The sequence below is a fragment of the Shewanella sp. MF08487 genome (genome assembly GCF_050848685.1).
Classification (GTDB): domain Bacteria; phylum Pseudomonadota; class Gammaproteobacteria; order Enterobacterales; family Shewanellaceae; genus Shewanella; species Shewanella glacialipiscicola.
The window spans coordinates 22,136-46,893 of sequence record NZ_JBOZPB010000028.1; the positions used below are offsets into that span (position 1 = coordinate 22,136).

Genomic DNA, 24,758 nt, shown 5'->3' on the forward strand with positions numbered 1-24,758 from the left:
TTTTCACTTATTTGGTATTAATTTCAATCAAAGTGCTGAAAAAGACTTGTCCTCAACGACTTTAGCCGAAAAAAACGTCACGGCAAGTTTTATTCTTGTCATAAAATCATCAAAGCGCACAATAATCTACAAGTCATCATCGACTGTCATGTTTGTTTTATTATCACACTAAGGTTAAAACGATCTTTCCACGGTGCTGGCCTGACTCCATCAAAGCATGTGCTTTAGCCGCCTCCCCCAATGGAAAGGTCGCAAAAATATGCGGCACTATTTTATGGGCATTTAATAATGGCCATACTTTTTCAAATAATTCGGCGGCGATGGTAGCTTTAGCCTCTACACTTTGTGGTCTTAGCGTTGAGCCTGTCCACATGATCCGTTTTGCCATTAACCGAAAAATATCTACCTCAGCCTTAGGGCCACGCTGCATTGCCACCGACACCATACGCCCGTCCATCGCTAAGGCTTGTAAATCGAGGTTAATAAAATCGCCACCGGCGATATCAAATACCACGTTAACGCCTTTATCTTGGGTGAGCGCCATCACAGGTTCGACAAAGTTCTGAGTACGATAGTTGATGACATCCTCAGCGCCCAAACTTAAACAGTAATCACGCTTTTCATCATGTCCTGTGGTGGCGATAACCTTAGCGCCTAATGCACTGGCGAGCTGAATTGCCGTACTACCGATACCGCCTGAGCCGCCGTGGATCAGCACAGTTTCACCCGCTTTTAGTCCTGCACGTATAAATAGGTTGCCCCATACGGTGAAAAAGGTTTCGGGCAGTGCAGCCGCTTGCACATAGCTAAAGCCCGTTGGAATAGGTAAACAGTGGGCGGCATAGGTAAGCACATACTCGCCATAACCGCCGCCCGGCACTAGAGCGCATACTTTATCGTTAATTTGCCATTGATTGACACCTTCTCCAAGAGCACAAATATCCCCTGCGACTTCAAGTCCAATAATAGGTGATGCCCCTGGTGGAGGTGGATAAGCGCCCACTCTTTGTTTTATATCGGGCCCATTCACCCCAGCAGCATGTACGCGGATCAAGACTTGCCCTGCGGCAGGCACAGGCAAAGGCGAGCGCGATAGCTGCATCACCTCAGGGCTACCGGGTTGTTCAACATAAATATGGGTGTAATCGCGGAGTAAAACTGACATACAAGCTCCTTTAAAAATAGCACCTTTGCTTAATAGCCGATTGCGATGTGTTAACCGTCACGATCTCATCATCGATATGATAGATATAAATCTTAATGCGCTTAAGCTAGCGTGATTCCAAACCAAATAGCCACTATTATTCCTATTATTGATAAATTTTCATGCCTACTTGCGTGGCAATCAATACGGCAAACTAAATGAATAGCATCAATAGCGTAATGTCAATTTTCACCCCGCCAACATCACGCTTTACATCTCTTTTTGTGCGGCTAAACCAGAGTTAGGCCAGAGTAAAGCCCTTTAGGTTTAGCCGCGTACTATTGAGTGCTAGGCGTAATTTAAGTTAGACGTAATTTAGCGAGCACATCTTTTTCTTTAAGCTCAGCCATAGCGACATAAGCCACTGGCACCACAAATAGCGAGAAAAAAGTACCTGCCAGTAATCCACCGACCAAGACTAAACCGATATTGGTTAAACCTAAGGAGCCAGGACCTGAAGCCAACGCTAAAGGTATTGCACTTAAAATCATCGTTAACGAGGTCATTAAAATCGGTCTTAAACGAGATTTAGCACTACTGAGCGCCGCTTCAATCGCATTCAAGCCTTGGGCCTGTTGTTTATTTGCAAACTCTACCAGCAAAATGCCGTGTTTTGTCACCAGCCCCACTAAGGTAAGTAGGCCAATTTGAGAGTAGATGTTCATGCTCTGGCCGAACAGGGTTAAGGTCAGCAATGCGCCAACAATACACAAGGGTACCGTCAGTAAGATGATTAAGGGATCGACAAAGCTTTCAAACTGCGCGGCCAAAATCAGATAGATAAACACCAGTGCTAACAAAAATAACGACTGAGTGCCCGCTTGTGAATCCATTAAGTCCTTCACCACCCCATTGTATTTAAAACCTTGGGCATCATTGAGTAACAATGGCAATTGCTCGTCTAAGTAGGTTTTAATTTCGTCGGTAGAATAACCGGGCATAATATCTGCCGTCAGCTCAGCGCTATCAAGACCCATAAAGGTCTTAATGTTAGATTCTGCCGTTGTTTGCTTAATCGACACGAATTGCGATAAAGGTAAGGCTTGTCCTGATTCGGAGGTGACATAAAGCTTATTCAACACACTGAAATCACTGAGTTTGTCTAAGTTAACTTGCACTTGTATTGGATAGGTAAAGCCATCTGTGGCATGTAAATCCGCCGCCTTTACCGAGCCAAGGAAGGTCGAAAGCGCATTTGTCACGTCGCCATAACTCACGCCCGAAAGAATAATCGCGTTGCGATCGATAGATAAATCGTAGCGCAGCTGATCACGCAGCACAGAGTTATCCACGTTAGTCACTCCAGAATAGTCCTCGAGTAGTTTTTGCACTTTGGCGGCAGTGGCGTTAAGTTCATCTTTGTTACGATCTAAGGTCGTCAGCTCTAAACGTAGATTATTGGCAATGTTGAGGTTATTGGCTGAGCGAATGCTAAAGGACATGTTATAGGCAGAAACACTTGCCTTTGATTTAGTCATCAAGTCATTAATAACATCATCGATACCTTCACTACGCTCGCCCCAAGGTTTAAGCAGTACATGGTTCACAGGTTCGCCCTCGATATAGGACAAGTTAGCGCCAACGGCAGGATGACCATCCATCACGCCATTAAGCTCAGCATTGTGATTAAGGTGATACTGACGTCCCACGCCTGTAGGGCCATTAGATGCCACATCGATAAAACCAGAATCTTCCGCAGGCAAGAGTATTTTCGGCAACTGCCAGTAGGCGATGCCCGCAAGGCCGATAAGTACTACAGCCGCACCGAGCATTAAACGCTTACGGGTAAACCACTTATCCAGCTCTTTGATATACAAATCGTTTAACTGCTGCAGCACATGCTCGACTCGGCTAAACCATTTCGGCTGCTGCTCAGTGGTATTAATAAGATAGGCGCTCATCATAGGTGATAATGTCAGCGCGACCACGCAAGAGATCATCACGGCGGCGGCCAAGGTGAAGGAGAATTGCCTAAACAAATCAGCGGTTAACCCCGACATTAATCCTATCGGCAGATACACGGCTGCGAGCGTTAAGGTCATGGCAATGATCGGGAAGATGATTTCCTGACAGCCTTTAATCGCTGCATTAAAAGGCGTTTCACCGTTTTCGATGTGGCGATAACAGTTCTCGACCACCACAATAGCGTCGTCCACCACCAGGCCGATGGCCAAAATAATCGCCAAAATGGTCAACACATTGATGCTAAAACCGAGGGCCGACATTACGGCAAACACCCCAATCACACACACGGGAATGGTAATGATTGGAATTGATGCTGCGCGCAGGCTGCCTAGAAATAACACCACAATCAAGGAGACTAAGATGACTGCCTCAATCAGCGCAGAAAACCCTTCATCGATAGAGGCTTCAATAAAGTCGGCCTGATTGTAGGCCAAGGTCATTTCTAACCCTTGGGGTAATGCTGCTGCATGCGCGCAATTTCAGCCTTAATGTTCACCGCCACTGTCACTGGGTTTGCATTACTCAAAGGCAAAATCTGTAGTGACATCGCACTGTGCCCACCGATAGACAACATACTCGGCGACAGACTTTCTTCACCCATGACCACATCGGCAACATCGACCACGCGGATGATCTTGCCCTCGCTGACTTTGATCACCAGATCTTTCACATCATCCAGTGTTTCAACTTGATTCAATGGGTTAATCGAGAAATCTCGCGACTTACCCTTAATTGCCCCCGAGGTAAAACTGGCGTTATAAGAACCTAATGTGCCCACCACATCGGCGGCCTTAATGTTTAACGCCTTCATTTGCTCAGGATTAAGCCAAACTCTCACCGCCTTTTGTGAACCACCATACGGCCCCCATACAGCACCAACACCTTGAACTTGCTTAAGTTGCGGTACTAACTGTTGGCTAATGTAGTCATACATAGCCTGCTTTTCCATGCCGCCTGCGTTGACAAAAGTGATGATATTACTCGCAGCATCTGTTGCCGAGGTATCGTCGGTAACTGTGGGCTTATCTATCATGCTCTGGGGGAAATCGTTGATCCCTTCAACGCTGCTACGTAACTTATTCATTAAGTTGGTGTATTCAATATCACTGGTATCGTCATTGAATTTAATCGTTAACGAGCAGCGCCCTTCGCTACAGTCGGTCGACATAGTATCGACCTTATCAATACCCGAAGCCGCCGCAATGAGCTTATCGGCCACATTGCTCGACATAAAATCGGCGCTCGCCCCTGCAATCGAGGCATTAACAGAGGCAGAGTGGGTAGTATGCTCAGGAAAATATTGAATATCGAGTTTTTGAAAGGCGATTAATCCCAGTAATACCGCCATGATGCTGAGAACCGAGGCGAAGATAGGATGGCGGATACAGACTTCGGGTAAACGCATTATTCAACCTCCTCACTCACCGAGTTAGCGCTGGTAACTACCGCTGACTTAAGGTGTGAATCAGCATGTGAGTCAGCTTTTGATTCTGGTATTGGCTCATCTTTTGGTTTAGATGTAGATTCAGCCTTTGACGCAGGCTCGCTATCTTTAAGGTTCTTATCCTGCACGACTTTGATCTGGCTATCGGACTTAAGATTTTGCATGCCCGTCTTCACTACCAAATCGCCTACGGCTAAACCTTCGATAACCACTGCATAGCCATCGTTAGTATTTTGCGCGAGTTTAACCATTTGCTTTACTGCGCTATCGCCACGCACCAACCAGACAAAGCGCTCGGCATTATTAGCAATAATAGAGTTTTGTGGCACTAATAAACGTTTGATACCGCGGCTATAGTACTGTTTGATATTGGCGAACATACCGGGGGCAAGTTTAAATTCGGGGTTTTCGAGGGTGGCGTGAATATCTACTCGGCCCGAATTAATGTCGACGGCGGGCGCCACATAATTCACCATTCCTGTAAAAATTTTATCCCCGTAGGCTTCCACGGTGACATCAACCTCTTGGCCTTTTTTCGCCTTACCAAAATCATGCTGGCTAATGGCATAACGGACTTCGACGGGATGTAGGCTATACAGGGTGACTAATGCAGTAGCTGCGCCAATTTGGCTGCCAATAGACTGGCTAAAGCGGGTTAACTGGCCATCAAAGGGAGCCTTGATCAGGTAATCGTTCATTACTGCCTGCTTTTGCCTAAAATCGGCATCGGCCAAATTGACATTTTCCCTCAGCTCATCCACATCTTGCTTGGCAAGTGCAAACGGCTCTTTAATCAACAAATCTTCAATACGTTCGAGCTTAGTTTTAGCTAAGGCTAACGTGCTCTTGGCCTTATCTAAATCAGCCTTAGCTTTAACGTTATCCAGCTCGGCAATGATTTGCCCTTTTTTAACCTTATCGCCATGGTTAAAGTGAATCGCGCTAATTTTTTCGCTGGCACTAAAGTTCAGTACGGCTGAATCGATGGCATTGATTTTACCAACTTCTTTCACGGTATCGTCAAAGGCGGTTTCTTTTACCGCCTCTACGGTAACTGGGATAATATCAACCTTGTCAGCTGCCACAGCCGTTAAGGAGTTTAAGGCTAGTAGACTCGCTATGAACAATATTACAGGAGCGAATAAGGCGGACTTTAAATCCTGATGGGAATGGGGTGTTAACGAAATATCGCAAGCAGTACGCACTTGTTTAGTCGCTTGTTGTGTAAGCATAGTTGATGAAACCTATCGTTTTGACTATTCAACGGACATCCTATCCGATAACAGCTCACCGGATTGAACCCAAGATTTACCCAAATCACCTAAAGTGTCTATTTCTACATTTTGAGATTGTTTGGGTATACAGCCTATAGGCATAATCCGAGTGAGTGCCAGTAAAACAGCCATCACACATCCAAATAAAAACAACAAGTTAACTACGCAACCAACAGTTAAAGCGTAATCCACACAAAAAGACCACAAGAAAAACAAAATAAAAACAAATGTTGTATTGGTCAGTTAATTAACAGTGGTCAAGCATTTGTTTAATATCAATAAAGCATGGACGTTGGTGGGCATCTTCCAGCATGCATAGTGTTTTAATCGCACTAAGCTTGGCACATGTCTCTGGGTGTATTTGCGTATCCACATAGGTTATGAGGTCCTCAATCAAGCAACCTAGCGCACGAACCTCAATGGCCTGTATCGCTAAACGCGCTTCTGTCGATAGATTACGTAGGTTCGACGCCGCACCAAAATCACCAAATAACAACTGCATCTGCCGATTAACCATAATGTTATGGGCATACACATCGCCGTGACTCACCTGCTTTGCGTGCATGTGCGCCATTGCATCTGCTAATTGATAGGCGACTTTTACGACGTCATCCACGCTAAATTGAGTGCCGACTTTAAAGGTATCACGGGTACAGGTCAGCAGGCTGGGAGGTAAACCTAAGTTACTAAATCCAGGCGGGATGAGCTCCATAACTAAGCCTAACTGGTCTTTTTGGCTAATGTGTGCCACAACCTTAATCAAACTTGGGTGATCGCCCGTTGTAAGGCAGCAATCAAGCTCATCGGCAGGGTAACCATCGCTAGTCACTTCACCCTTAAAAAGTTTGACTGCAATTTGTGCCGTACCAGTTGCGGTTATCATGGCCTGATTTAACCAATCACCGCGATAAATCACCCCTGACGCACCTTCGCCAAGCTGTTCTGCTAACTTAATATCAGCCAACGTCACATTAGCCACAGTCATCACATCGCGATGGGGGTCTACCAATGTATGGCTAAACGGATTACCCGCAAAGGCGATCCAAGTGAGCTTAGGCAGACTGAGTAACCAAGTGGGCAGTGCTTGCAGTTGATTAGCAGATAGGCGCACTAATTCTAAGTTACGGCAATGCTTCATCGACTCCGGCAGAGTCGTTAATCGGTTGCCCGCTAAAGCTAGCTTTTGTAAACGATGGAGATGACCCATAGCGGCAGGCAGCGCCTCAATCTGGTTATCCGTTAAAATCAACCAACGAGTTTGTAATGGTAATGCTATTGCTGCAACTGTGGTGATTTGATTCGCCTTAAAGCCAATCATCTCTAAATTTGCACAGCGTCCCAATGCCTCAGGCAAATGCTCAAAGCGATTATTAGAAGCGAAAATGATCTTTAAGCGCGATAAACGGTGTAAATCATCGGGTAATGTACTCAGTTGGTTATTCGACAAATCGAGAATTTCAAGCGTATCGGCTAAGTCAAAAATCTCCCGAGGAAACTCGGTTAAGTTCTCAGTCAATTGTAAACGAGTAATCCCCTGTAACTGCCCTGCCCTTAATTGCGCTAACGTCTGCATGTATTACCCAAATCAATGAAAAAACGCGGCTATGGTAGCGTATCCACTGGTAAATCTAAACGAAATATCAGCACCCAAACGGGTCTTGGGTTGGCGTCAAAACCGTGTGGATCTATCCAGAAACGTGAAAACAGATTAGCATGTGCCTCAATATGGAATGCTAGGCTACTCAATTACAGGACTATTATGCGGACACCATTTCGCCAAACGCACTCTTTCACAGTGCTCATGTTGACCATGCTGATGGCCCTACTAACAGGTTGCACTGCAACATCGGCAAGCCCATCAGCAACAGAATTCAATACCTCAACAGACAATGTTCAGTCAGAACTGAGCAACGCAACACCACACGCGGCCAAAACACCACCACCGCCAGTCGTTGAGCAATACAGCGATGTGTGGGCAAAAATTCAACATGCAAATACGATTGACGTGCATGACGATGCCGAAGTGCGTAAGCAACGTAACTTTTTTGATGATAAACAAAAATTTATGACTCAGGTTGGCACACGCGCCGAACCTTTTTTATATTACATTGTGAGTCAACTCGAAGCGCGCAACATGCCATTAGAGTTGGCACTATTACCCATAGTTGAGAGTGGTTACAATCCTCTGGCTCAAGCCAATGGCCCGGCCGGACTGTGGCAAATGATCCCCGCCACTGGGCGTAATTTTGGCTTAACCATTAATTCTGCCTACGACGGCCGTAAAGATGCACTCGCATCTACTGATGCCGTACTCGACTATTTACAGCACTTATACGACACCCTAGATAAAGACTGGATTAACGCAGTTGCCGCCTACAACACCGGCGAACTGGTAATTAAAGCCGCTATAGACAAAAACAAAGCCAAGGGCAAACCTACAGATTTTTGGTCACTGGGCATTCCAGCTAAACGCGTACAAACAGTGCCTAAGTGGCTGGCATTTATTCAAATTATTCGCGCCCCCAATCATTACGGCCTAAAAATACCAGCGATTGATAATCGCCCCTTTTTAGATCGTGTTCCCGCTCCCAATGGTTTGGATATTGGTCAGATAGCCGATGCTGCAGGACTGAGCAAAGCAAAATTTAAAACCTATAACCCAGGTTTTCGTCAAGGAGTGATCCCCAGTAAAGGTAAATACCAAATCGCCCTACCACTGGAAAACATAGGCCAGTATCAAGAGAATCACGATAAACTCTACGCTCAAAAACGCTATGACAGCCAAAGCTACATAGTCAAATCTGGCGATAGCCTAGGCTCTATTGCGGCTAAATTTGATATGTCAGTAAAAGCATTAAAACAAGCGAATAATCTGACCTCTGACCGCCTCAAAATTGGTCAAGAGCTCACGCTATTAACGCCGATGGCGACAAATGATAATCAACCTGAAGCGGTTAAAGTTAGCAGCAATAAAGCCAAGGTCGATACAAAAGTCAGAAGCAAATCATCAACCAAGGCTAAAACCCCCACCAAGCCAGCCGATAAAACTGCGGCAAAAGCGACAACCTACAAGGTAAAATCCGGCGATTCGTTGGATAAAATTGCCCGTAAAAATAAGGTTAAACTGGCAGATTTAATGAAGTGGAACCAGCTTAATGCCAAGAGCATCATTAAGCCTGGCCAAGAGTTAAAAGTCACAGAATAAACTTAAGTAGCAGTTATCAAAAATAAAACCGCCAGCTAGAGATGCTAAAATGCCGCTCACTTAAGTGAACGGCATTTTTTATTTAGAATAATAACGGAATAAAAAGCGCCTCGAATCATCGAAGCGCTTATTGATTAACGACAGCCCGAGTACTTGAACATTAGCCACGACTGCGACATTACAGGTTAAAACTGCTGAAACCAGCGTTGGATCTGCTGTGGATCTTTGCTTTGCGTTAAAGACAACATCAATAAAATTCTAGATTTTTGCGGATTAAGATTACCCGATGCCACAAAACCATATTTAGCATCATCTATCTCAGCATCCAGCGTGGTGGCTCCTGTGGGTACACGGCTAGAGCGTACGATTAGCACGCCTTTTTGGCTTGCTTTTGCTAGCGTATCAAATATTGATTGGTACATATTTCCGTTACCCACGCCCGCGCTAACGATACCGTCAAAACCTGCTTCTACCATAGCTTTGGCGGGTAAATCACTGGCGTTGGCATAGTTATAAACGATGCCAACCTGTGGTAATTTATCAAGTTTACTAACATCAAAAGGCGTTTGAGTTGTATGTTGGCGCTCAGTTTTACCCATGTATTCAATCTTGCTGTTATGGATAACGCCAAGCGGGCCAAAGTTAGGCGCAGCAAAGGTGTGCACTCCTGTGGTATTGGTCTTAGTGACATCGCGAGCGTTAAGCACTATATCGTTCATCACCACTAATACACCTCGACCTTTCGATTCGAGGTTAGCAGCAGTCGCAACGGCATTATACAAATTCATCGGACCATCGGCACTCATAGCAGTTGATGGACGCATTGCGCCAACCAGCACTACCGGCTTGTCACTTTTCACGGTGAGATTTAAAAAATAAGCGGTTTCTTCTAAAGTATCGGTGCCGTGGGTAATGACTATGCCATCAACATCTTTGTCAGCCAGTAAAATATTGATCCGCTTAGCAAGCGCAAGCCACACCTTATCATTCATGTCCTGCGAACCGATTTTAACCAGTTGCTCACCTTGAATATCCGCAAGTTGCTTTATTTCAGGTACGGCCACAATTAAACTATTAACACCCACTTCTCCCGCCTGATAATTAGATCCTGTCGCCGATTGGCCTACTCCCGCAATAGTGCCTCCCGTGGCAATAATACGTACCTGTGGCAGTGCCTGCGCCGCAGAGGAGAGAAATAACCCTAAGCTGATGGAAAGTAAAATCTTACGCATCGAAACATTCATGCTTATATCCTTTTATTAGTAGTAAACTCAGCCATAGTGTGCACCATTATTTATACCTTACAGTGACAATCCTCACCAATAATAAAAAATACAAGATGGTATTAATAAATTTAATTATTTTAAACAGAACGTCATCCACTCATTTAAATAAGTTTAATTAAGACGAATGATAAGACGGAATGGTTATACGCGTTCATAATAACTTAAATTCAAAATAGTTAATTTAGCGTCTAATTCGCTTTAATATATACACCTTTTAAACTTGTTAACTAAATAACAATTATTTATCTAATTAGCATCAAAAAGTAATAGCTCACACTAGATCATCGAATTGAGATGCCTCTCTAACAAACAAAACAAATACTCTATTTCAACGAGTTAAGTGATCGCCATCCTAATTATTCTTCATTTAAAGAGTTAAGATTTGTATCGATAGTCAAGGAGACGATTCTCCTTCATGTTTTCGGTATTATTTTTAATGTGTTAAGCATACTGATATACACATCTAAAATTTAATACTCGAAGATATATCTTACTATTAACTGGATTGGATAGGATCGAAATGAAAGATACTAATAGCGTACGGATCGAAGAAGATCTATTGGGTACTAAAGAAGTTTCCAATGCATTTTATTACGGCATACATACATTACGTGCCATCGAAAACTTTAAGCTGAGTAATCAAAAAATTTCCGATGTACCTGAATTAGTTCGTGGCATGATGCTAACTAAAAAAGCGGCTGCCATGGCAAATAGCGAATTAGGCGCAATAAGTCCTGAGATCGCTGACAAAATAATTGAAGCGTGCGATCTGATACTGACAACGGGCCGATTTGTTGATCAATTTCCGGTCGATGTCTATCAAGGCGGAGCTGGCACTTCAGTCAACATGAATACCAATGAGGTATTAGCCAACGTTGCACTGGAGATCATGGGTCTAGAAAAAGGCCGTTACGATGTCATCAACCCAAATGATCACGTCAACAAGTGTCAATCGACCAACGACGCCTATCCAACGGGTTTCCGTATTGCGGTCATCAACAGCACCGATATCCTGCTAGATACATTAACTGACCTTATCGCTGCTTTCGAAACTAAAGCCACAGAGTTTAAAACGATCTTAAAGATGGGCCGTACCCAGCTACAAGATGCGGTGCCTATGACATTAGGCCAAGAGTTTCATGCCTTTGCGGTCACGTTACGAGAAGAAATTAAATCTATCACGCGTTGCCAAGAATTATTGTTAGAAGTGAACTTAGGTGCTACTGCCATTGGTACGGGTCTTAATACGCCAGAGGGTTATTCCTCACTGGCCATTAAACATCTGGCAGAAATTACTGGTCGCGCCTATGTGCCAGCGGAAGATTTAATCGAGGCCACGTCAGATTGCGGTGCCTACGTTATGTTGCACAGTGCGATTAAGCGTATGGCGATTAAAATGTCCAAAATTTGTAATGACCTACGCCTACTGTCATCAGGTCCACGCACGGGCCTTAAAGAAATTAATCTTCCTGAACTACAAGCGGGTTCATCCATCATGCCTGCCAAGGTTAACCCTGTGATTCCAGAGGTGGTGAATCAGGTTGCCTTCAAGATTGTCGGCAACGACATCACCATTACTATGGCCGCCGAAGCGGGTCAGTTACAGCTAAACGTGATGGAGCCTGTGATTGGCCAAGCGATGTTTGAGTCACTCAGTTTAATGGGTAATGCCTGTATCGCCCTGCGCGAAAAATGCGTTGAAGGCATCACCGCCAACCCAGAAATCTGTATGAATCATGTGCTCAATTCTATCGGTATCGTGACCTACCTTAACCCGTACATCGGCCACCATGAAGGTGACATCATCGGCAAGATTTGCGCCCAAACGGGTAAAAATGTCCGTGAAGTGGTACTTGAGCGCGGCTTGTTAACAGTTGAAGAACTGGATGACATCCTCTCAGTTGAAAACCTGATGCATCCTAAATATCAGCCGAAGAAAAATACCAGCAAAAACAAAGTGTAACTAGGTGGGGCTGGGGAAAGACTCCCCAGCCCAAACTCAATAATTCAACAATAAGCCTATGCACAATTGACACTGAACTAGGCTATGGCAATTAAAAACAAAAAAGAGTTAACACTATGATTATATTAGAGATAGCAATTGTGCTCGGGGCGATTTATCTAGGTGCTAGGATGGGTAGCATGGGTGTCGGCTTTGCGGGTGGTGTTGGAGTATTGATACTGACCGCAGGACTAGGACTCAAACCGGGTAATATCCCCATTGATGTGATCCTCATCATTATGTCAGTAATCACCGCCATTGCAGCTATGCAAGTGTCGGGTGGGATGGATTACTTAGTGTCACTGGCTGAAAAATTATTACGTAAACATCCAAAACAAATCACCTTTTTGGCCCCCGTTGTGACTTACTTCATGACACTCTTTGCGGGTACTGGCCACACCGCATTCTCCACCTTACCTGTTATTGCCGAAGTCGCAAAAGAACAAGGTATCCGTCCTTCTCGTCCTTTATCTATCGCCGTAGTCGCCTCACAGGTCGCTATTACTGCCTCACCCATTTCAGCAGCGGTAGTGTTCTTCTCTGGCATCTTAGATCCCTTTGGTGTCGATTACTTAGTGCTGTTAGCCGTATGTATTCCATCAACTTTTCTTGCCTGTATGGTTGGGGCTGTTGTCGCTAATTTAATGGGTAAAGAGCTTGCTGACGATCCAATTTATCAAGATCGCTTAGCTAAGGGTTTAGTTAAAAAGCGCGGTAAAACCCAGATCACCATTAAACCAGGTGCCAAGCGTTCAGTAATGATTTTCCTTATGGCGATTGCGGCTGTGATGGTTTATGCCACTGCGATTTCAGACAAAGTAGGATTAATTGTTAACCCTGTTCTGCCACGCGATGCCGCCATTATGGTGTTGATGCTGACAGCTGCTGCGGCTATCACCATTTTTTGTAAATTAGACGCAAGCGAAATTTCCAATGCCGGCACCTTTAAATCAGGTATGTCCGCCTGTGTTTGTGTATTAGGTGTGGCTTGGTTGGGTGATACTTTTGTTTCTAATCATATTAATGAAATCAAAGACCTTGCTGGTAACTTACTGCAAAGTCAGCCTTGGTTGTTATCGGTCACCTTGTTCTTTGCTTCTATGTTGCTCTATTCACAGGGCGCGACGACTAAAGCACTGATGCCTGCAGCATTAGCGATTGGCGTGAGTCCTTTAACTGCAGTGGCCTCTTTTGCCGCAGTAAGTGCCTTGTTCGTATTGCCGACTTACCCTACGTTACTCGCCGCGGTTGAGATGGATGATACCGGCTCAACTCGAATTGGTAAGGCGGTATTTAACCATCCTTTCCTTATTCCGGGCGTCGTGACGATTGCTACCAGTGTGGCATTAGCGTTCCTATTTGGCGGCATGATGTTATAGCGCCATATTCCCTAACGTTATCCGAGGGTGATGCTTAAAAATGGCTTAGCCCTCTTATTTTAATCTGTATTTCAAGGGGTAGTTTGGTGTAGTGCAGACGCATCCACACTATGACAAACCTAGTAAGGAGTGAATTAATGTCAGCGAAAACGCGTGTTCCTACCGCCATTAATGGTGGGCCGTATGGGCAAGCTTGGTCGGCTAAAGCAGACTGCTTACAAAGTGTGACTGGGCTTATATTGGGTATTTTTCTTTTATTTCATATGCATTTTGAGGCGAGCATTTTATTAGGGAAAGAAACCTTCTTTCACATGGTGCAATTCTTAGAAGGCAGCATGTTTAGCTCGACTGATCATGGCTTCCCGATTGTAACCCAGATCATTTCAGTCATTATGCTCGTGATTGTTGCAGTACATGCCGCCACAGCATTACGTCGCTTTCCCACACAACTAGGCCAATGGCGCGCAATGCGTGGCTTCATGTCGAGTATCAAACATAAAGATACCCAATTATGGTTCTGGCAGATGATTACTGGGTTTTTACTCTTTTTCTTAGTGTCAGCCCACCTTGCAACCATGATTTTAAACCCAGATATTGGCCCTCACCTTTCGGCTGAACGGGTTTACCACGATAACGCTTGGCTCTTATACGTGGTGTTTCTACCTATCGTTTTATTCCACGGCATCGTTGGCTTATACCGAGTGATCTTAAAATGGGGTGTGAGCAGTAACCGCCCACTTATCCGCACCATCGCCCATGTATTGATCGTCTATTTATTATGTTTAGGCACATTAAGCCTAGTGACCTATATCAATATTGGTATGGAATTAGTATTGCCGGTGCAACCGTTTATTCCCAATTAATAACAAACAAGCTAGCGCTATCGGCGCACCTAGCCTGTAGAGCAACACAAACAATATACGGATCCTCCTCGATACATAGTTGCAGCGCATCTATACCGAGGAGCGCAATGATAAATCTATGAATGTTATCTAGATAATTAGATAAGGAGCTCATTTGAAACTTATTTATACAGACTCATTAGTGATTGGCGCCGGACTCGCGGGCCTTAGAGTCGCCATTGCCACCAAAGAACGCGGACTCGATACCTTAGTGCTATCGTTAATTCCCGCAAAACGTTCACATTCCGCCGCAGCACAAGGCGGTATGCAAGCCAGCCTTGGTAACACAGTTAAAGGCATGGGCGATAACGAAGATGTGCATTTCCAAGACACAGTTAAAGGCTCCGACTGGGGCTGCGACCAAGATGTAGCGCGCATGTTTACCCACGTTGCACCCAAAGCAATCCGCGAACTCACCAACTGGGGCGTGCCTTGGTCGCGGATTTCTGCCGGCCCGCGTGAAGTCATCATGAACGCGCAAAAAGTCACTCTCAATGAAGCTGAAGAAGCTCACGGCCTAATTAATGCCCGTGACTTTGGCGGCACCAAGAAATGGCGTACCTGTTATACCGCCGATGGCACAGGCCACTCTTTACTGTATGCGGTCGATAACCAAGCTATATCAATGGGTATTCCAGTACACGAGCGGATTGAAGCGTTGTCGCTAATCCATGATGGTAAACGCTGCCATGGCGTTATCGCTCGTTGTTTAATCACCGGCGAGCTGCGTGCTTACGTGGCTAAATCCACCACAATCGCCACCGGTGGTTACGGCAAAATTTATGAAATATCCACCAACGCCACTATCTGCGAAGGCATAGGCCAAGCATTAGCACTCGATACCGGTGTCGCCACCTTAGGTAATATGGAAGCGGTGCAGTTTCATCCTACCGCCATCGTGCCAGCGGGTATTTTAACCACTGAAGGGTGTCGTGGTGATGGCGGTATTTTGCGTGATAAAGACGGTCACCGCTTTATGCCAGATTACGAACCAGAGAAAAAAGAACTTGCCTCCCGTGATGTGGTCTCGCGCCGCATGACAGAGCATATGCGTAAAGGTAAAGGCGTTGACAGCCCTTACGGCCCGCATCTATGGCTAGATATCACCCTGTTAGGCCGCGAGCATATCGAAACCAACTTGCGCGAAGTGAAAGAGATTTGTGAGTATTTTCTGGGTATCGACCCCTGTAAAGATTGGATCCCAGTAAGACCTACCCAGCATTATTCTATGGGCGGCGTACGCACCAATGCCACTGGCGAAAGCCCACAGCTCAAAGGATTGTTCAGTGTCGGCGAAGCGGCCTGTTGGGACATGCACGGCTTTAACCGCCTAGGTGGTAACTCGGTCGCTGAAACAGTCGTTGGCGGCATGATTATTGGTAAATATGTTGCTGATTTTTGTGAGCAAAACAGCCTAGAAATCGATACTGCCCTCACGCAGAAATGTATCGATAAATTACAGGCAGAAATTGATCATCTTATTGATGGCGACGGCAAAGAAAATCCTTTTGAAATCAAGATTGAAATGCAACGTATTATGATGAATTACGTCGGCATTTTCCGTAACGGACCCGAATTAGAAAAATCCATCAAAGAGCTTAAAGCATTACTCGTACGATCTAAGAATCTGGGTCTCAAATGTAAAAAACGTCACTCAAACCCAGAGTTAGTTGAAGCACTGCGCGTCAGCCGTATGTTAAGAGTCGCCTTAACTGTTGCCTGCGGCGCTGCCGCTCGGACAGAAAGTCGCGGCGCCCATTCACGGGAAGATTATCCACAACGCAACGATAAAGATTGGCTTAACCGTACGCTAGCAACTTGGCCAGACGCCGAGTCACTAGAGCCAGTATTGCGTTACGAAGCACTCGATGTAATGAAAATGGAATTACCACCGGGATACCGAGGCTATGGTAACGATAACACCATCCCTCACCCAGACACGGAAAAGCGCGTGCAACAGATCAATGAAGTGATCGCAAGCTTAGGCGACAACCCTGATAGACACACGCTTCAGCACGCATTGATGCCATTTGAGTTGCCAAGCCATCTGCAACCTCGCAATGAGCGTCTCACTGATACTTTAAAAACCATGCCATCTCAACCGGTAGGAAACAAACCATTATGAGCCGTCAAATCAGCTTTAATATCTTCCGTTACGATCCACAAGATGGCCAAGACAAGCCGAAAATGGAACGTTATCAGTTGACTGAAACACCCGGTATGACAGTGTTTATTGCACTCAATCAACTGCGTGAACAACAGGATCCCTCATTGCAATTCGACTTTGTTTGCCGCGCGGGTATTTGTGGCAGTTGCGCCATGGTGATCAATGGTTTCCCTACGCTTGCTTGTCGCACGCTAACGGCAAATTACCCCGATGGTGAAATCACTTTAATGCCATTACCTGGCTTTGAGCTGATTGGTGACTTATCCGTTAACACGGGTAAATTTATGCGTGAATTAGCCGAACGATTAAAGCTATGGCTGCATCCTAAAGCCGATGATCACGACATGCATCGTCTCGAAAATCCAATGGCTCCCGAAGAAGCTGCACGCATTTATGAGCTAGAACGCTGCGTTGAATGCGGGGTTTGTGTATCTGCCTGCGCCACCAAACAAATGCGCGAGACCTTTGTCGGTGCGGTTGGCATGATGAAAATTGCCCGCTTCGAAATGGATAGCAGAGACGCTCGTACTGCGGATGATTTTTACCATGTTATCGGTAATCAAGATGGCGTGTTTGGCTGTATGACATTGCTTGGCTGCCAAGATAATTGCCCCAAAGATTTGCCGCACATGCAACAAATTGCTTACCTACGCCGGAAAATGGCCGCAACCATACTCTAATGCGAACGCCTTCATCGATCCCGCCACTGGGTGGGATGGGGGAGCATTTTCCAAAATTAGGCTGGCAAAAATTATTTACCAGTAAAGACATGCGGGATCTTTCATTTCAACAAGATCCCGAACCCAGCACAATCAAACGTGCGCATCCTTACTACTATGCAGTACTGCTTTATGGATAACAAAACCATTAACAGAGCGTTAGTAGTTGTTATGTAAGGAAATATAAATGAAGCTATCAAAAATAACAGCAGCAATGATGATGCTAAGCTTTACCGCCCCCCTATTCGCCGCTCAAGCCAATGATACTGCGACGAATGATGAGTTACGGGCTGAATTACAACAAATACAACAAAGACTTGCGACGCTAGAAACCCAAGAGAGCACAGCTTCGACCCCAACATCATCAGACACTCAGTTTAATTTTTATGGTTCTTTACGCCCTACATTCGGAGTGAGCAACTTAAGTTCAGACGAAGTATGGGATGTGGGTGATGCCAGCTCACGAATTGGTTTTGCCGCAGAGCAAAAGCTCAGTCATGGCCTAACCGGCTTTGCTAAAGGCGAATTTAAAGTCGACATTAAAAACGACGGTGATTTTGGCGACGCACGTCTAGCGTATGTCGGTATTGAAGGATTATTTGGTCGGTTCGCCATCGGTAAGCAAGCCGTTACTCAAGAAATTATTTCTGATCCTGTCGATATATTTAACCGCTCAGGAACCCCCCTCGCCTATGACAGTGCGAGCCCGTTCAGAGTGAATAATCTAGTCACCTATCGTAAGCAATTCGGCGATTTCTTATTTTCGGCTGATGGACAATTTGATGGCGATAAAGGCAGTGATGGTAGCGATTTTGTCAACGCTGGTGTTCGCTACAAAACTGACTTTATCTACATCGCTGCAGCTTTTTATAACAAAGAGTTAGAAGATGGCACCGATGAAAATACTGTAGGTGTGACCCTATCAAAGAGCTTTGACTCTTTATACCTCGCCGCAGCCTATCAAGATATAGACAAAGATGACGCCGATGGATCCACACTTGACGTCGTAGCAAGCTACGCAATCAATGAAAGCTATAAAGTTAAGCTAGGCGTATCTAAATATGATGATGGTGGCAACGATGTGACCTCTAAAACCTATAATGCCTACAACACTACGCTTGAATGGCATTTAACGCCTATGTTCAGAACCTTTGTCGAATATCAAAAAACTGATTACGACTACCGTGAAACCAATGACCAAATCATGATCGGCATGCGTTATAACTTCGATTATAAGTTTTAAGCTTTTACCTAAATCAAATGGTTGAATCTATAAGCTAGACGAATGCTTTAACGCTCTCAGTCTGCTTATACAATAGAAAGACCCAAAGCATTAACGCTAGAAACAATAAAGCCACGACTTGCGTGGCTTTATTCATTTCAGACTATCTCGTCTTTACGACTTATGTATTCGTCAGAACGGGATATCATCATCCCAACCATCATCCAAATCTGGAGTGAAGTTTTGCTGAGGTTGCGGTGCTGGGCGCTGTGCTGGTGCTGCAGGTGCTTGATAAGCTGGCGCTGGAGCGGCTTGTGGCTTAGGCGCATAACCACCCTGCTGTGGTGGTTGGGACTGCGGTTGACCATAACCTTGCTGCTGGGTAGGTGCTGGCGCGGCATATTGTTGCTGAGCTGGCGCTTGGTAAGCTGGTGCAGCTTGAGGCGCTGGAGCATATTGATTTTGCGCTGGTGCCGCTTGTTGTGGTGCAGACTGATAACCTGCGTTTTGTGGCATGCCGCCGCCCATTGGCGCGCCTTGTGCTTGGCCACCTTGACCACGGCTACCTAGCATTTGCATGCTACCACTTTGGTCGATAACCACTTCAGTACTGTAACGCTCTTGACCACTTTGGTCTTTCCACTTACGAGTTTGCAATTTACCTTCAAGGTAAACCTGAGAACCTTTACGCAGGTATTCACCTGTAATTTCAGCTAATTTACCGAACAGAACCACACGATGCCATTCAGTACGCTCTTGCTGTTGACCCTGTTGGTCTTTCCACGATTCGCTGGTCGCTACTGTGATGTTTGCGACTGCATTACCGTTTGGCATATAACGCACTTCTGGATCTTGTCCCAAATTGCCAACCAAAATTACCTTGTTAACACCACGACTGGCCATTGAAATCTCCTGCGATTCTTTAAATAATCTATTAATTCAGTATGTTGTTTATCTATGTCGCCATAGAGGAAAATCAGCTTCCCCAAATATTACACGGCAGAGCAGATATTATTGAGCAGAGCCTAACACAGCTCGTGCTTCTCTTAAATCGAAATGCTCATCAACCTTTAAGTAGGCCACTTTCTCATCGAGCACGACGATCGCTTCGACCACGCCCATCAGCGCTGATAACTGCGCTGCCATATCCCGCGCCTGCGCCTTGTCTTTGACTTCGGCTTCTAAGGTGTAGCTCTTTAACAGCACAGGATTTTCCATGCCTAATGTCAGAAATAACCAGATAGACATTAAGATCACGGCAACAACAAATACCCCGACTGCGCCCACTAATTGGAAAGCACCGCCACCGAGCATACCACCACAAAAAGCCCCTAAAAACTGACTAGTGGAATACACGCCCATGGCCGAACCTTTTTCGCCGACGGGGCAAAATTTGGCAATCAAACTTGGCAGTGAGGCTTCTAAATAGTTAAACCCGGTAAAGAAGAGCACCACGGCAAAACTTAATACCCAAAGGTTGCTAGAGAATGCGGCCATCGCCAGTAATGCCACTATCATGATCACGAGGGCGATTTGGAACATAGCCTTAGTATTTTTACGCTTAACGCCGATAATGATTAACGGCACCATCAGGAAAAACGCCCCCACAAAAGCTGGGAAATATAGCATCCAGTGTTTTTCCTTCACTAAACCGGCATCAACAAGATCCAGCGGCAAAGCCACAAATACCGCAGTTAACACTAAATGCAGAATAAAAATCCCCGCATCGAGCCTAAACAGCTGGGGATCGGTCAACATACGCTTGAGTCTGGCAGGCGTGGCTAACGTGTCGCCCTTAGGCGCATGGGTAATCGGACTCGGTACTAAAAGCTGCACAATCAACATGCCCAACACTGCGAGGATGGCCGTGAGGTAAAACAGACCCGATAAACCCACATGTTGCGCAACAATCGGCCCGACCAGTAAAGACAGCGCAAAGGAGGCGCCGATACACATACCAATAATCGCCATCACCTTAGTACGCTGTTCGTCGCGGGTTAAATCTGCGGCCAAGGCTAATACAGCAGCCGCAATCGCACCCATACCCTGCACTGCGCGGCCAAACACCACACCATAAATCGTCTCAGCATTAGCAGCAATCAAACTACCAATAGCAAACACCACTAAGCCCGCCAAAATAATCGGCTTACGACCATATTTGTCAGATAAAATCCCCATGGGGATTTGTAGCGCGGCTTGGGTTAAGCCATAGGCGCCAATAGCAATACCCACCCACAGAGGCGAGAAGCCCTCGAGGTGCTGACCATAAAGTGCAAAGACAGGCATGATCATAAACAAGCCCATCATGCGCAAACCAAATACACTGGCTAAAGAAAACGCGACTTTTTTTTCCGTACTCGAAAGTCCGTTGTTACCCATGATTTTGCCCTGGATTGAAGTCTTTTAAGGGGCGCATGTTACCACACCCAAAAGGATTTACTCAAAAGGAAATAGTGGCCTAAACCACTACCGATATCGTTAGCTTTTATCCCGATAATCACAGACCTATATTATCCGTAATCCTGGCAGTACTCGGGTTAACGCCTTTATTTTTCTGCCCAATTTAATACTCAGGCACAGATAAGTGAGTCTAACATAGTGTTCACATTTGTCCTGTGAGTCAGTGCGCAACAACGGCATTAATCTTAATTAATCCACTCAATCGCTCACAGCCACTTAAGTCAGCGGACTAAAAACCACTGCCAGCCTAGGATTGGTGCAGATCACAGAATCAACTAAACTCAGCCGCCGATCTGTGCGATACTTGTGCTCATTTTTTTTAAGCATATGGCATTAGAGCGATAGATGGATAAGATTGAAATACGCGGCGCACGCACCCACAATCTCAAGAATATCAACCTGACTATCCCTAGGGATAAACTGATTGTCATCACGGGCTTATCGGGATCCGGTAAGTCCTCCCTTGCTTTTGATACTTTATATGCCGAGGGCCAAAGACGTTACGTCGAGTCTCTGTCTGCCTATGCTCGCCAATTTTTAAGTTTAATGGAAAAACCCGATGTTGATCATATCGAAGGCTTAAGCCCTGCGATATCCATCGAACAAAAGTCCACTTCCCATAACCCACGTTCGACAGTGGGCACCATAACCGAAATTTACGATTACCTACGCTTGATGTTCGCCCGTGTAGGCGAGCCGCGTTGCCCGACGCACAATCAACCGTTGGCGGCGCAAACCGTCAGCCAAATGGTCGATAAAGTGCTCGAAATGCCCCAAGATAGCCGCTTGATGCTGCTCGCGCCTGTGGTCAACGCCCGTAAAGGTGAGCACGTTAAATTACTTGAAGGTTTATCCGCACAGGGTTATATCCGTGCACGTATCGACGGTGAAGTGTGTGATTTAACCGATCCACCAACCTTAGATTTACACGTAAAACATACCATTGAAGTGGTCGTCGACCGTTTTAAAGTACGTGATGATATCAAGCAACGTTTGGCCGAATCCTTTGAAACCGCACTCGAACTCTCTGGCGGTATCGCAACCGTGGCCACCATGGATGACGACACAGGTTCGGGTAAACCAAAAGGTGAAGAACTGATATTCTCAGCTAACTTTGCCTGTCCGCACTGCGGTTATTCGATGGCGGAATTAGAGCCAAGAATTTTCTCCTTTAACAATCCAGCCGGAGCATGCCAAACCTGTGATGGTTTAGGCGTACAACAGTTTTTCGATCCTGAGCGCGTGATCAGCAATACCGAGCTTTCATTGGCTGGCGGCGCAATTCGTGGTTGGGATAGACGTAACTTCTATTATTTCCAAATGCTTAGTTCACTCGCCGAACACTATAAGTTTGACGTCGAAGTGCCCTACGAGCAGCTCAGCGAAAAAATCCGTAAAATCGTTCTGTACGGTTCAGGCAAAGACAGCATTGCCTTTAAGTACATCAACGATCGCGGCGATGTGGTGGTGCGTAATCACCCCTTCGAAGGCATTTTAAATAATATGGACAGGCGTTATCGTGAAACTGAAAGTAACTCGGTACGTGACGAATTAGCCAAGTTTATCAACACCAAAGCCTGTCAAAGCTGTGGTGGCTCGCGCCTGCGTGAAGAAGCTCGTAACGTGTTTTTAGGCGATATTAACCTGCCGCAACTCACCACTTGGTCGATTGGCGAAGCCTTAGATTACTTCGAGAAAGTCGAGTTTAGCGGCCAAAAGGCGCAAATCGCTGAAAAGATTTTAAAGGAAATCCGCGATCGCTTAGGTTTCCTCGTTAACGTCGGCCTCAATTATTTGAGCCTATCACGCTCGGCGGAAACCCTCTCGGGTGGTGAAGCCCAACGTATTCGACTCGCCAGCCAAATAGGCGCCGGACTCGTTGGCGTGATGTACGTGCTCGACGAACCTTCAATCGGCTTGCATCAACGGGATAATGAACGCCTGCTACAAACCCTCATACACCTGCGGGATTTAGGCAACACTGTGATTGTGGTTGAGCACGATGAAGATGCGATCCGCATGGCGGATCACGTCATTGATATCGGCCCCGGTGCTGGCGTGCACGGCGGCGAAGTGATTTGCGACGGCCCGATTGAAAAGATCATCGCCTGTGAAGAGTCAGTCACTGGACAATATATTTCCGGTAAACTCTGCATTCATATCGATACGCCGCGTATTCCGTTCGACAAAACTCAAGTTATTGAGTTATTTGGCGCACGCGGTAACAACCTGCGTAATGTTGATTTAACCATTCCGATTGGCTTGTTCACTTGCGTGACGGGCGTGTCTGGCTCGGGTAAATCGACTTTAATCAACGACACTTTCTTTAAAATTGCCCATAGGATGCTTAACGGCGCAACGGTGGATGAACCGTCCCCCTATGATCGTATTGAAGGCATGGAGCTGTGTGACAAAGTGGTCGATATTGACCAAAGCCCAATTGGCCGCACACCGCGATCAAACCCCGCCACTTATACGGGTATTTTCACTCCTATTCGTGAAATATTTACCGGCACTCAAGAGTCGCGCACCCGAGGTTATCAAGTTGGCCGCTTCTCCTTTAACGTTAAAGGTGGCCGCTGCGAAGCGTGCCAAGGCGACGGTTTAATCAAGGTCGAAATGCACTTCTTACCAGACGTGTATGTGCCCTGCGATTCCTGTAAAGGTAAGCGCTATAACCGTGAAACCTTAGAAGTACGCTATAAAGGCAAGAATATTCACGAAGTATTGCAAATGACAGTGGAAGATGCACGTCAGTTCTTCGATGCCGTACCCGCGATAGCCCGTAAGCTGCAAACCTTGATGGATGTGGGTTTGTCCTACGTGCGCCTTGGTCAAAGTGCGACCACACTGTCGGGCGGCGAAGCCCAAAGGGTGAAACTTGCCAAAGAGTTATCTAAGCGTGACACGGGCCAAACCTTGTATATCTTGGATGAACCGACCACAGGCTTACACTTTGCCGATATCCAACTGCTGCTCGACGTACTGCATCGTCTTAAATCCCACGGCAACACCATTGTGGTGATTGAGCATAATCTGGACGTGATCAAAACGGCGGACTGGATTATCGACTTAGGCCCAGAAGGCGGCGGTGGTGGCGGTATGATTTTAGCCACAGGCACACCAGAAGAAGTCGCCGAGCATCCAACCTCCCACACGGCACGCTTTTTAAAGCCACTGTTAAAGCGAGATATTGACATGGCAAAGGCCAATAAAGCTAAGGCTTAAAAGCCAGCTGTTTGTATCAAAATAAAAAAGCGCAGTCGCCTAGGCGACTGCGCTTTTTTTGTCCCACGTTTTGCGGATTGTTGTTAACGATTAGCTCAAATCACTTAATCTCATGCCCTCCAAGCTACATTCAAATACGCTTAGCCTTTCGCTACATTTAACACAGGTTGAATTAAACTCAGCTTTAGGCAAAGATGAAAGCCATCTTCAGATGACGGTTTCATCCATAAGGACAAGCATCATCCATGCGCGATAGCACTCAATGGCCTGTAACTCGCCGTATTTTGCTGAGCCTTTATCA

At 45.8% G+C, this 24,758-nt stretch carries 15 protein-coding genes and 1 pseudogene; 8 read left to right on the forward strand and 8 right to left on the reverse strand.

Annotation, left to right across the window (positions count from 1 at the left end; genetic code table 11):
* Positions 1–163 precede the first annotated feature (163 nt).
* The 5 genes and pseudogenes from ACRN9H_RS16830 to ACRN9H_RS16850 form a co-directional block, all read right to left on the reverse strand.
* Positions 164–1,165 (reverse strand): NAD(P)H-quinone oxidoreductase, encoded by a 1,002-nt coding sequence (locus ACRN9H_RS16830; RefSeq protein ID WP_432315284.1) that lies wholly within the window; start codon positions 1,163–1,165, stop codon positions 164–166.
* Positions 1,166–1,503: 338 nt separating this feature from the next.
* Positions 1,504–4,574: pseudogene (locus tag ACRN9H_RS16835) on the reverse strand (efflux RND transporter permease subunit).
* Positions 4,574–5,845 (reverse strand): efflux RND transporter periplasmic adaptor subunit, encoded by a 1,272-nt coding sequence (locus ACRN9H_RS16840; protein ID WP_432315286.1) that lies wholly within the window; start codon positions 5,843–5,845, stop codon positions 4,574–4,576. Before ACRN9H_RS16840 ends, ACRN9H_RS16835 begins: the two are co-directional and overlap by 1 nt.
* A gap of 24 nt (positions 5,846–5,869) precedes the next feature.
* Positions 5,870–6,019, reverse strand: coding sequence for a hypothetical protein (locus tag ACRN9H_RS16845; RefSeq protein WP_432315288.1), 150 nt, complete (start codon positions 6,017–6,019; stop codon positions 5,870–5,872).
* A gap of 115 nt (positions 6,020–6,134) precedes the next feature.
* Positions 6,135–7,460, reverse strand: a complete 1,326-nt coding sequence (locus tag ACRN9H_RS16850) for a protein kinase (RefSeq protein ID WP_432315290.1) — start codon at positions 7,458–7,460, stop codon at positions 6,135–6,137.
* A 186-nt stretch (positions 7,461–7,646) separates the two neighbouring features.
* Here ACRN9H_RS16850 and ACRN9H_RS16855 point away from each other — a divergent pair, with 186 nt between their 5' ends.
* On the forward strand, positions 7,647–9,092 hold the full coding sequence (locus tag ACRN9H_RS16855; RefSeq protein ID WP_432315292.1) for a LysM peptidoglycan-binding domain-containing protein: 1,446 nt from the start codon (positions 7,647–7,649) through the stop codon (positions 9,090–9,092).
* A 185-nt stretch (positions 9,093–9,277) separates the two neighbouring features.
* Here ACRN9H_RS16855 and ansB read toward each other — a convergent pair whose 3' ends face one another.
* On the reverse strand, positions 9,278–10,336 hold the full coding sequence (gene ansB / locus ACRN9H_RS16860; protein ID WP_432315294.1) for an L-asparaginase 2: 1,059 nt from the start codon (positions 10,334–10,336) through the stop codon (positions 9,278–9,280).
* A 562-nt stretch (positions 10,337–10,898) separates the two neighbouring features.
* Between ansB and aspA the strand changes: the two genes are divergently transcribed.
* The 6 genes from aspA (at position 10,899) to ACRN9H_RS16890 (ending at position 18,790) form a co-directional block, all read left to right on the forward strand.
* Complete coding sequence (aspA, locus tag ACRN9H_RS16865) at positions 10,899–12,341, forward strand: aspartate ammonia-lyase (RefSeq protein ID WP_432315296.1); 1,443 nt, start codon at positions 10,899–10,901, stop codon at positions 12,339–12,341.
* Positions 12,342–12,457: 116 nt separating this feature from the next.
* Positions 12,458–13,759 carry an anaerobic C4-dicarboxylate transporter gene (locus tag ACRN9H_RS16870; RefSeq protein ID WP_432315297.1) on the forward strand — a complete coding sequence of 434 codons (1,302 nt, stop codon included), beginning with the start codon at positions 12,458–12,460 and terminating at the stop codon, positions 13,757–13,759.
* Positions 13,760–13,896: 137 nt separating this feature from the next.
* Complete coding sequence (locus tag ACRN9H_RS16875; RefSeq protein WP_432315299.1) at positions 13,897–14,622, forward strand: fumarate reductase cytochrome b subunit; 726 nt, start codon at positions 13,897–13,899, stop codon at positions 14,620–14,622.
* A gap of 154 nt (positions 14,623–14,776) precedes the next feature.
* Entirely contained in the window at positions 14,777–16,786 is a 2,010-nt protein-coding gene (locus ACRN9H_RS16880) for a fumarate reductase flavoprotein subunit (protein WP_432315301.1), read from the forward strand.
* Positions 16,783–17,508, forward strand: a complete 726-nt coding sequence (locus ACRN9H_RS16885; RefSeq protein WP_076499102.1) for a fumarate reductase iron-sulfur subunit — start codon at positions 16,783–16,785, stop codon at positions 17,506–17,508. The genes ACRN9H_RS16880 and ACRN9H_RS16885 overlap by 4 nt, the downstream gene beginning before the upstream one ends.
* A gap of 226 nt (positions 17,509–17,734) precedes the next feature.
* The gene (locus ACRN9H_RS16890) at positions 17,735–18,790 is read left to right on the forward strand and encodes a porin (RefSeq protein ID WP_432315303.1); all 1,056 of its coding nucleotides are present in this window, start codon (positions 17,735–17,737) and stop codon (positions 18,788–18,790) included.
* Positions 18,791–18,961: 171 nt separating this feature from the next.
* On the opposite strand, the gene ssb is transcribed toward ACRN9H_RS16890, so the two are convergent.
* Complete coding sequence (ssb, locus tag ACRN9H_RS16895; protein ID WP_432315305.1) at positions 18,962–19,672, reverse strand: single-stranded DNA-binding protein; 711 nt, start codon at positions 19,670–19,672, stop codon at positions 18,962–18,964.
* A gap of 108 nt (positions 19,673–19,780) precedes the next feature.
* On the reverse strand, positions 19,781–21,148 hold the full coding sequence (locus tag ACRN9H_RS16900; RefSeq protein WP_432315306.1) for an MFS transporter: 1,368 nt from the start codon (positions 21,146–21,148) through the stop codon (positions 19,781–19,783).
* Between the two features lie 426 nt (positions 21,149–21,574).
* Between ACRN9H_RS16900 and uvrA the strand changes: the two genes are divergently transcribed.
* Positions 21,575–24,457 (forward strand): excinuclease ABC subunit UvrA, encoded by a 2,883-nt coding sequence (gene uvrA, locus ACRN9H_RS16905; protein WP_432315308.1) that lies wholly within the window; start codon positions 21,575–21,577, stop codon positions 24,455–24,457.
* The last annotated feature ends 301 nt before the right edge of the window (positions 24,458–24,758 follow it).

Bases quoted from the DNA above. Each gene is read 5' to 3' on its own strand.
- ACRN9H_RS16845 (WP_432315288.1), bottom strand. From the start codon at position 6,019: ATGGCTGTTTTACTGGCACTCACTCGGATTATGCCTATAGGCTGTATA.
- aspA (WP_432315296.1), top strand. From the start codon at position 10,899: ATGAAAGATACTAATAGCGTACGGATCGAAGAAGATCTATTGGGTACT.
- ACRN9H_RS16850 (WP_432315290.1), bottom strand. From the start codon at position 7,460: ATGCAGACGTTAGCGCAATTAAGGGCAGGGCAGTTACAGGGGATTACT.
- ACRN9H_RS16855 (WP_432315292.1), top strand. From the start codon at position 7,647: ATGCGGACACCATTTCGCCAAACGCACTCTTTCACAGTGCTCATGTTG.
- ACRN9H_RS16840 (WP_432315286.1), bottom strand. From the start codon at position 5,845: ATGCTTACACAACAAGCGACTAAACAAGTGCGTACTGCTTGCGATATT.
- ACRN9H_RS16890 (WP_432315303.1), top strand. From the start codon at position 17,735: ATGAAGCTATCAAAAATAACAGCAGCAATGATGATGCTAAGCTTTACC.
- ACRN9H_RS16885 (WP_076499102.1), top strand. From the start codon at position 16,783: ATGAGCCGTCAAATCAGCTTTAATATCTTCCGTTACGATCCACAAGAT.
- uvrA (WP_432315308.1), top strand. From the start codon at position 21,575: ATGGATAAGATTGAAATACGCGGCGCACGCACCCACAATCTCAAGAAT.
- ACRN9H_RS16870 (WP_432315297.1), top strand. From the start codon at position 12,458: ATGATTATATTAGAGATAGCAATTGTGCTCGGGGCGATTTATCTAGGT.
- ansB (WP_432315294.1), bottom strand. From the start codon at position 10,336: ATGAATGTTTCGATGCGTAAGATTTTACTTTCCATCAGCTTAGGGTTA.
- ACRN9H_RS16830 (WP_432315284.1), bottom strand. From the start codon at position 1,165: ATGTCAGTTTTACTCCGCGATTACACCCATATTTATGTTGAACAACCC.
- ssb (WP_432315305.1), bottom strand. From the start codon at position 19,672: ATGGCCAGTCGTGGTGTTAACAAGGTAATTTTGGTTGGCAATTTGGGA.
- ACRN9H_RS16900 (WP_432315306.1), bottom strand. From the start codon at position 21,148: ATGGGTAACAACGGACTTTCGAGTACGGAAAAAAAAGTCGCGTTTTCT.
- ACRN9H_RS16875 (WP_432315299.1), top strand. From the start codon at position 13,897: ATGTCAGCGAAAACGCGTGTTCCTACCGCCATTAATGGTGGGCCGTAT.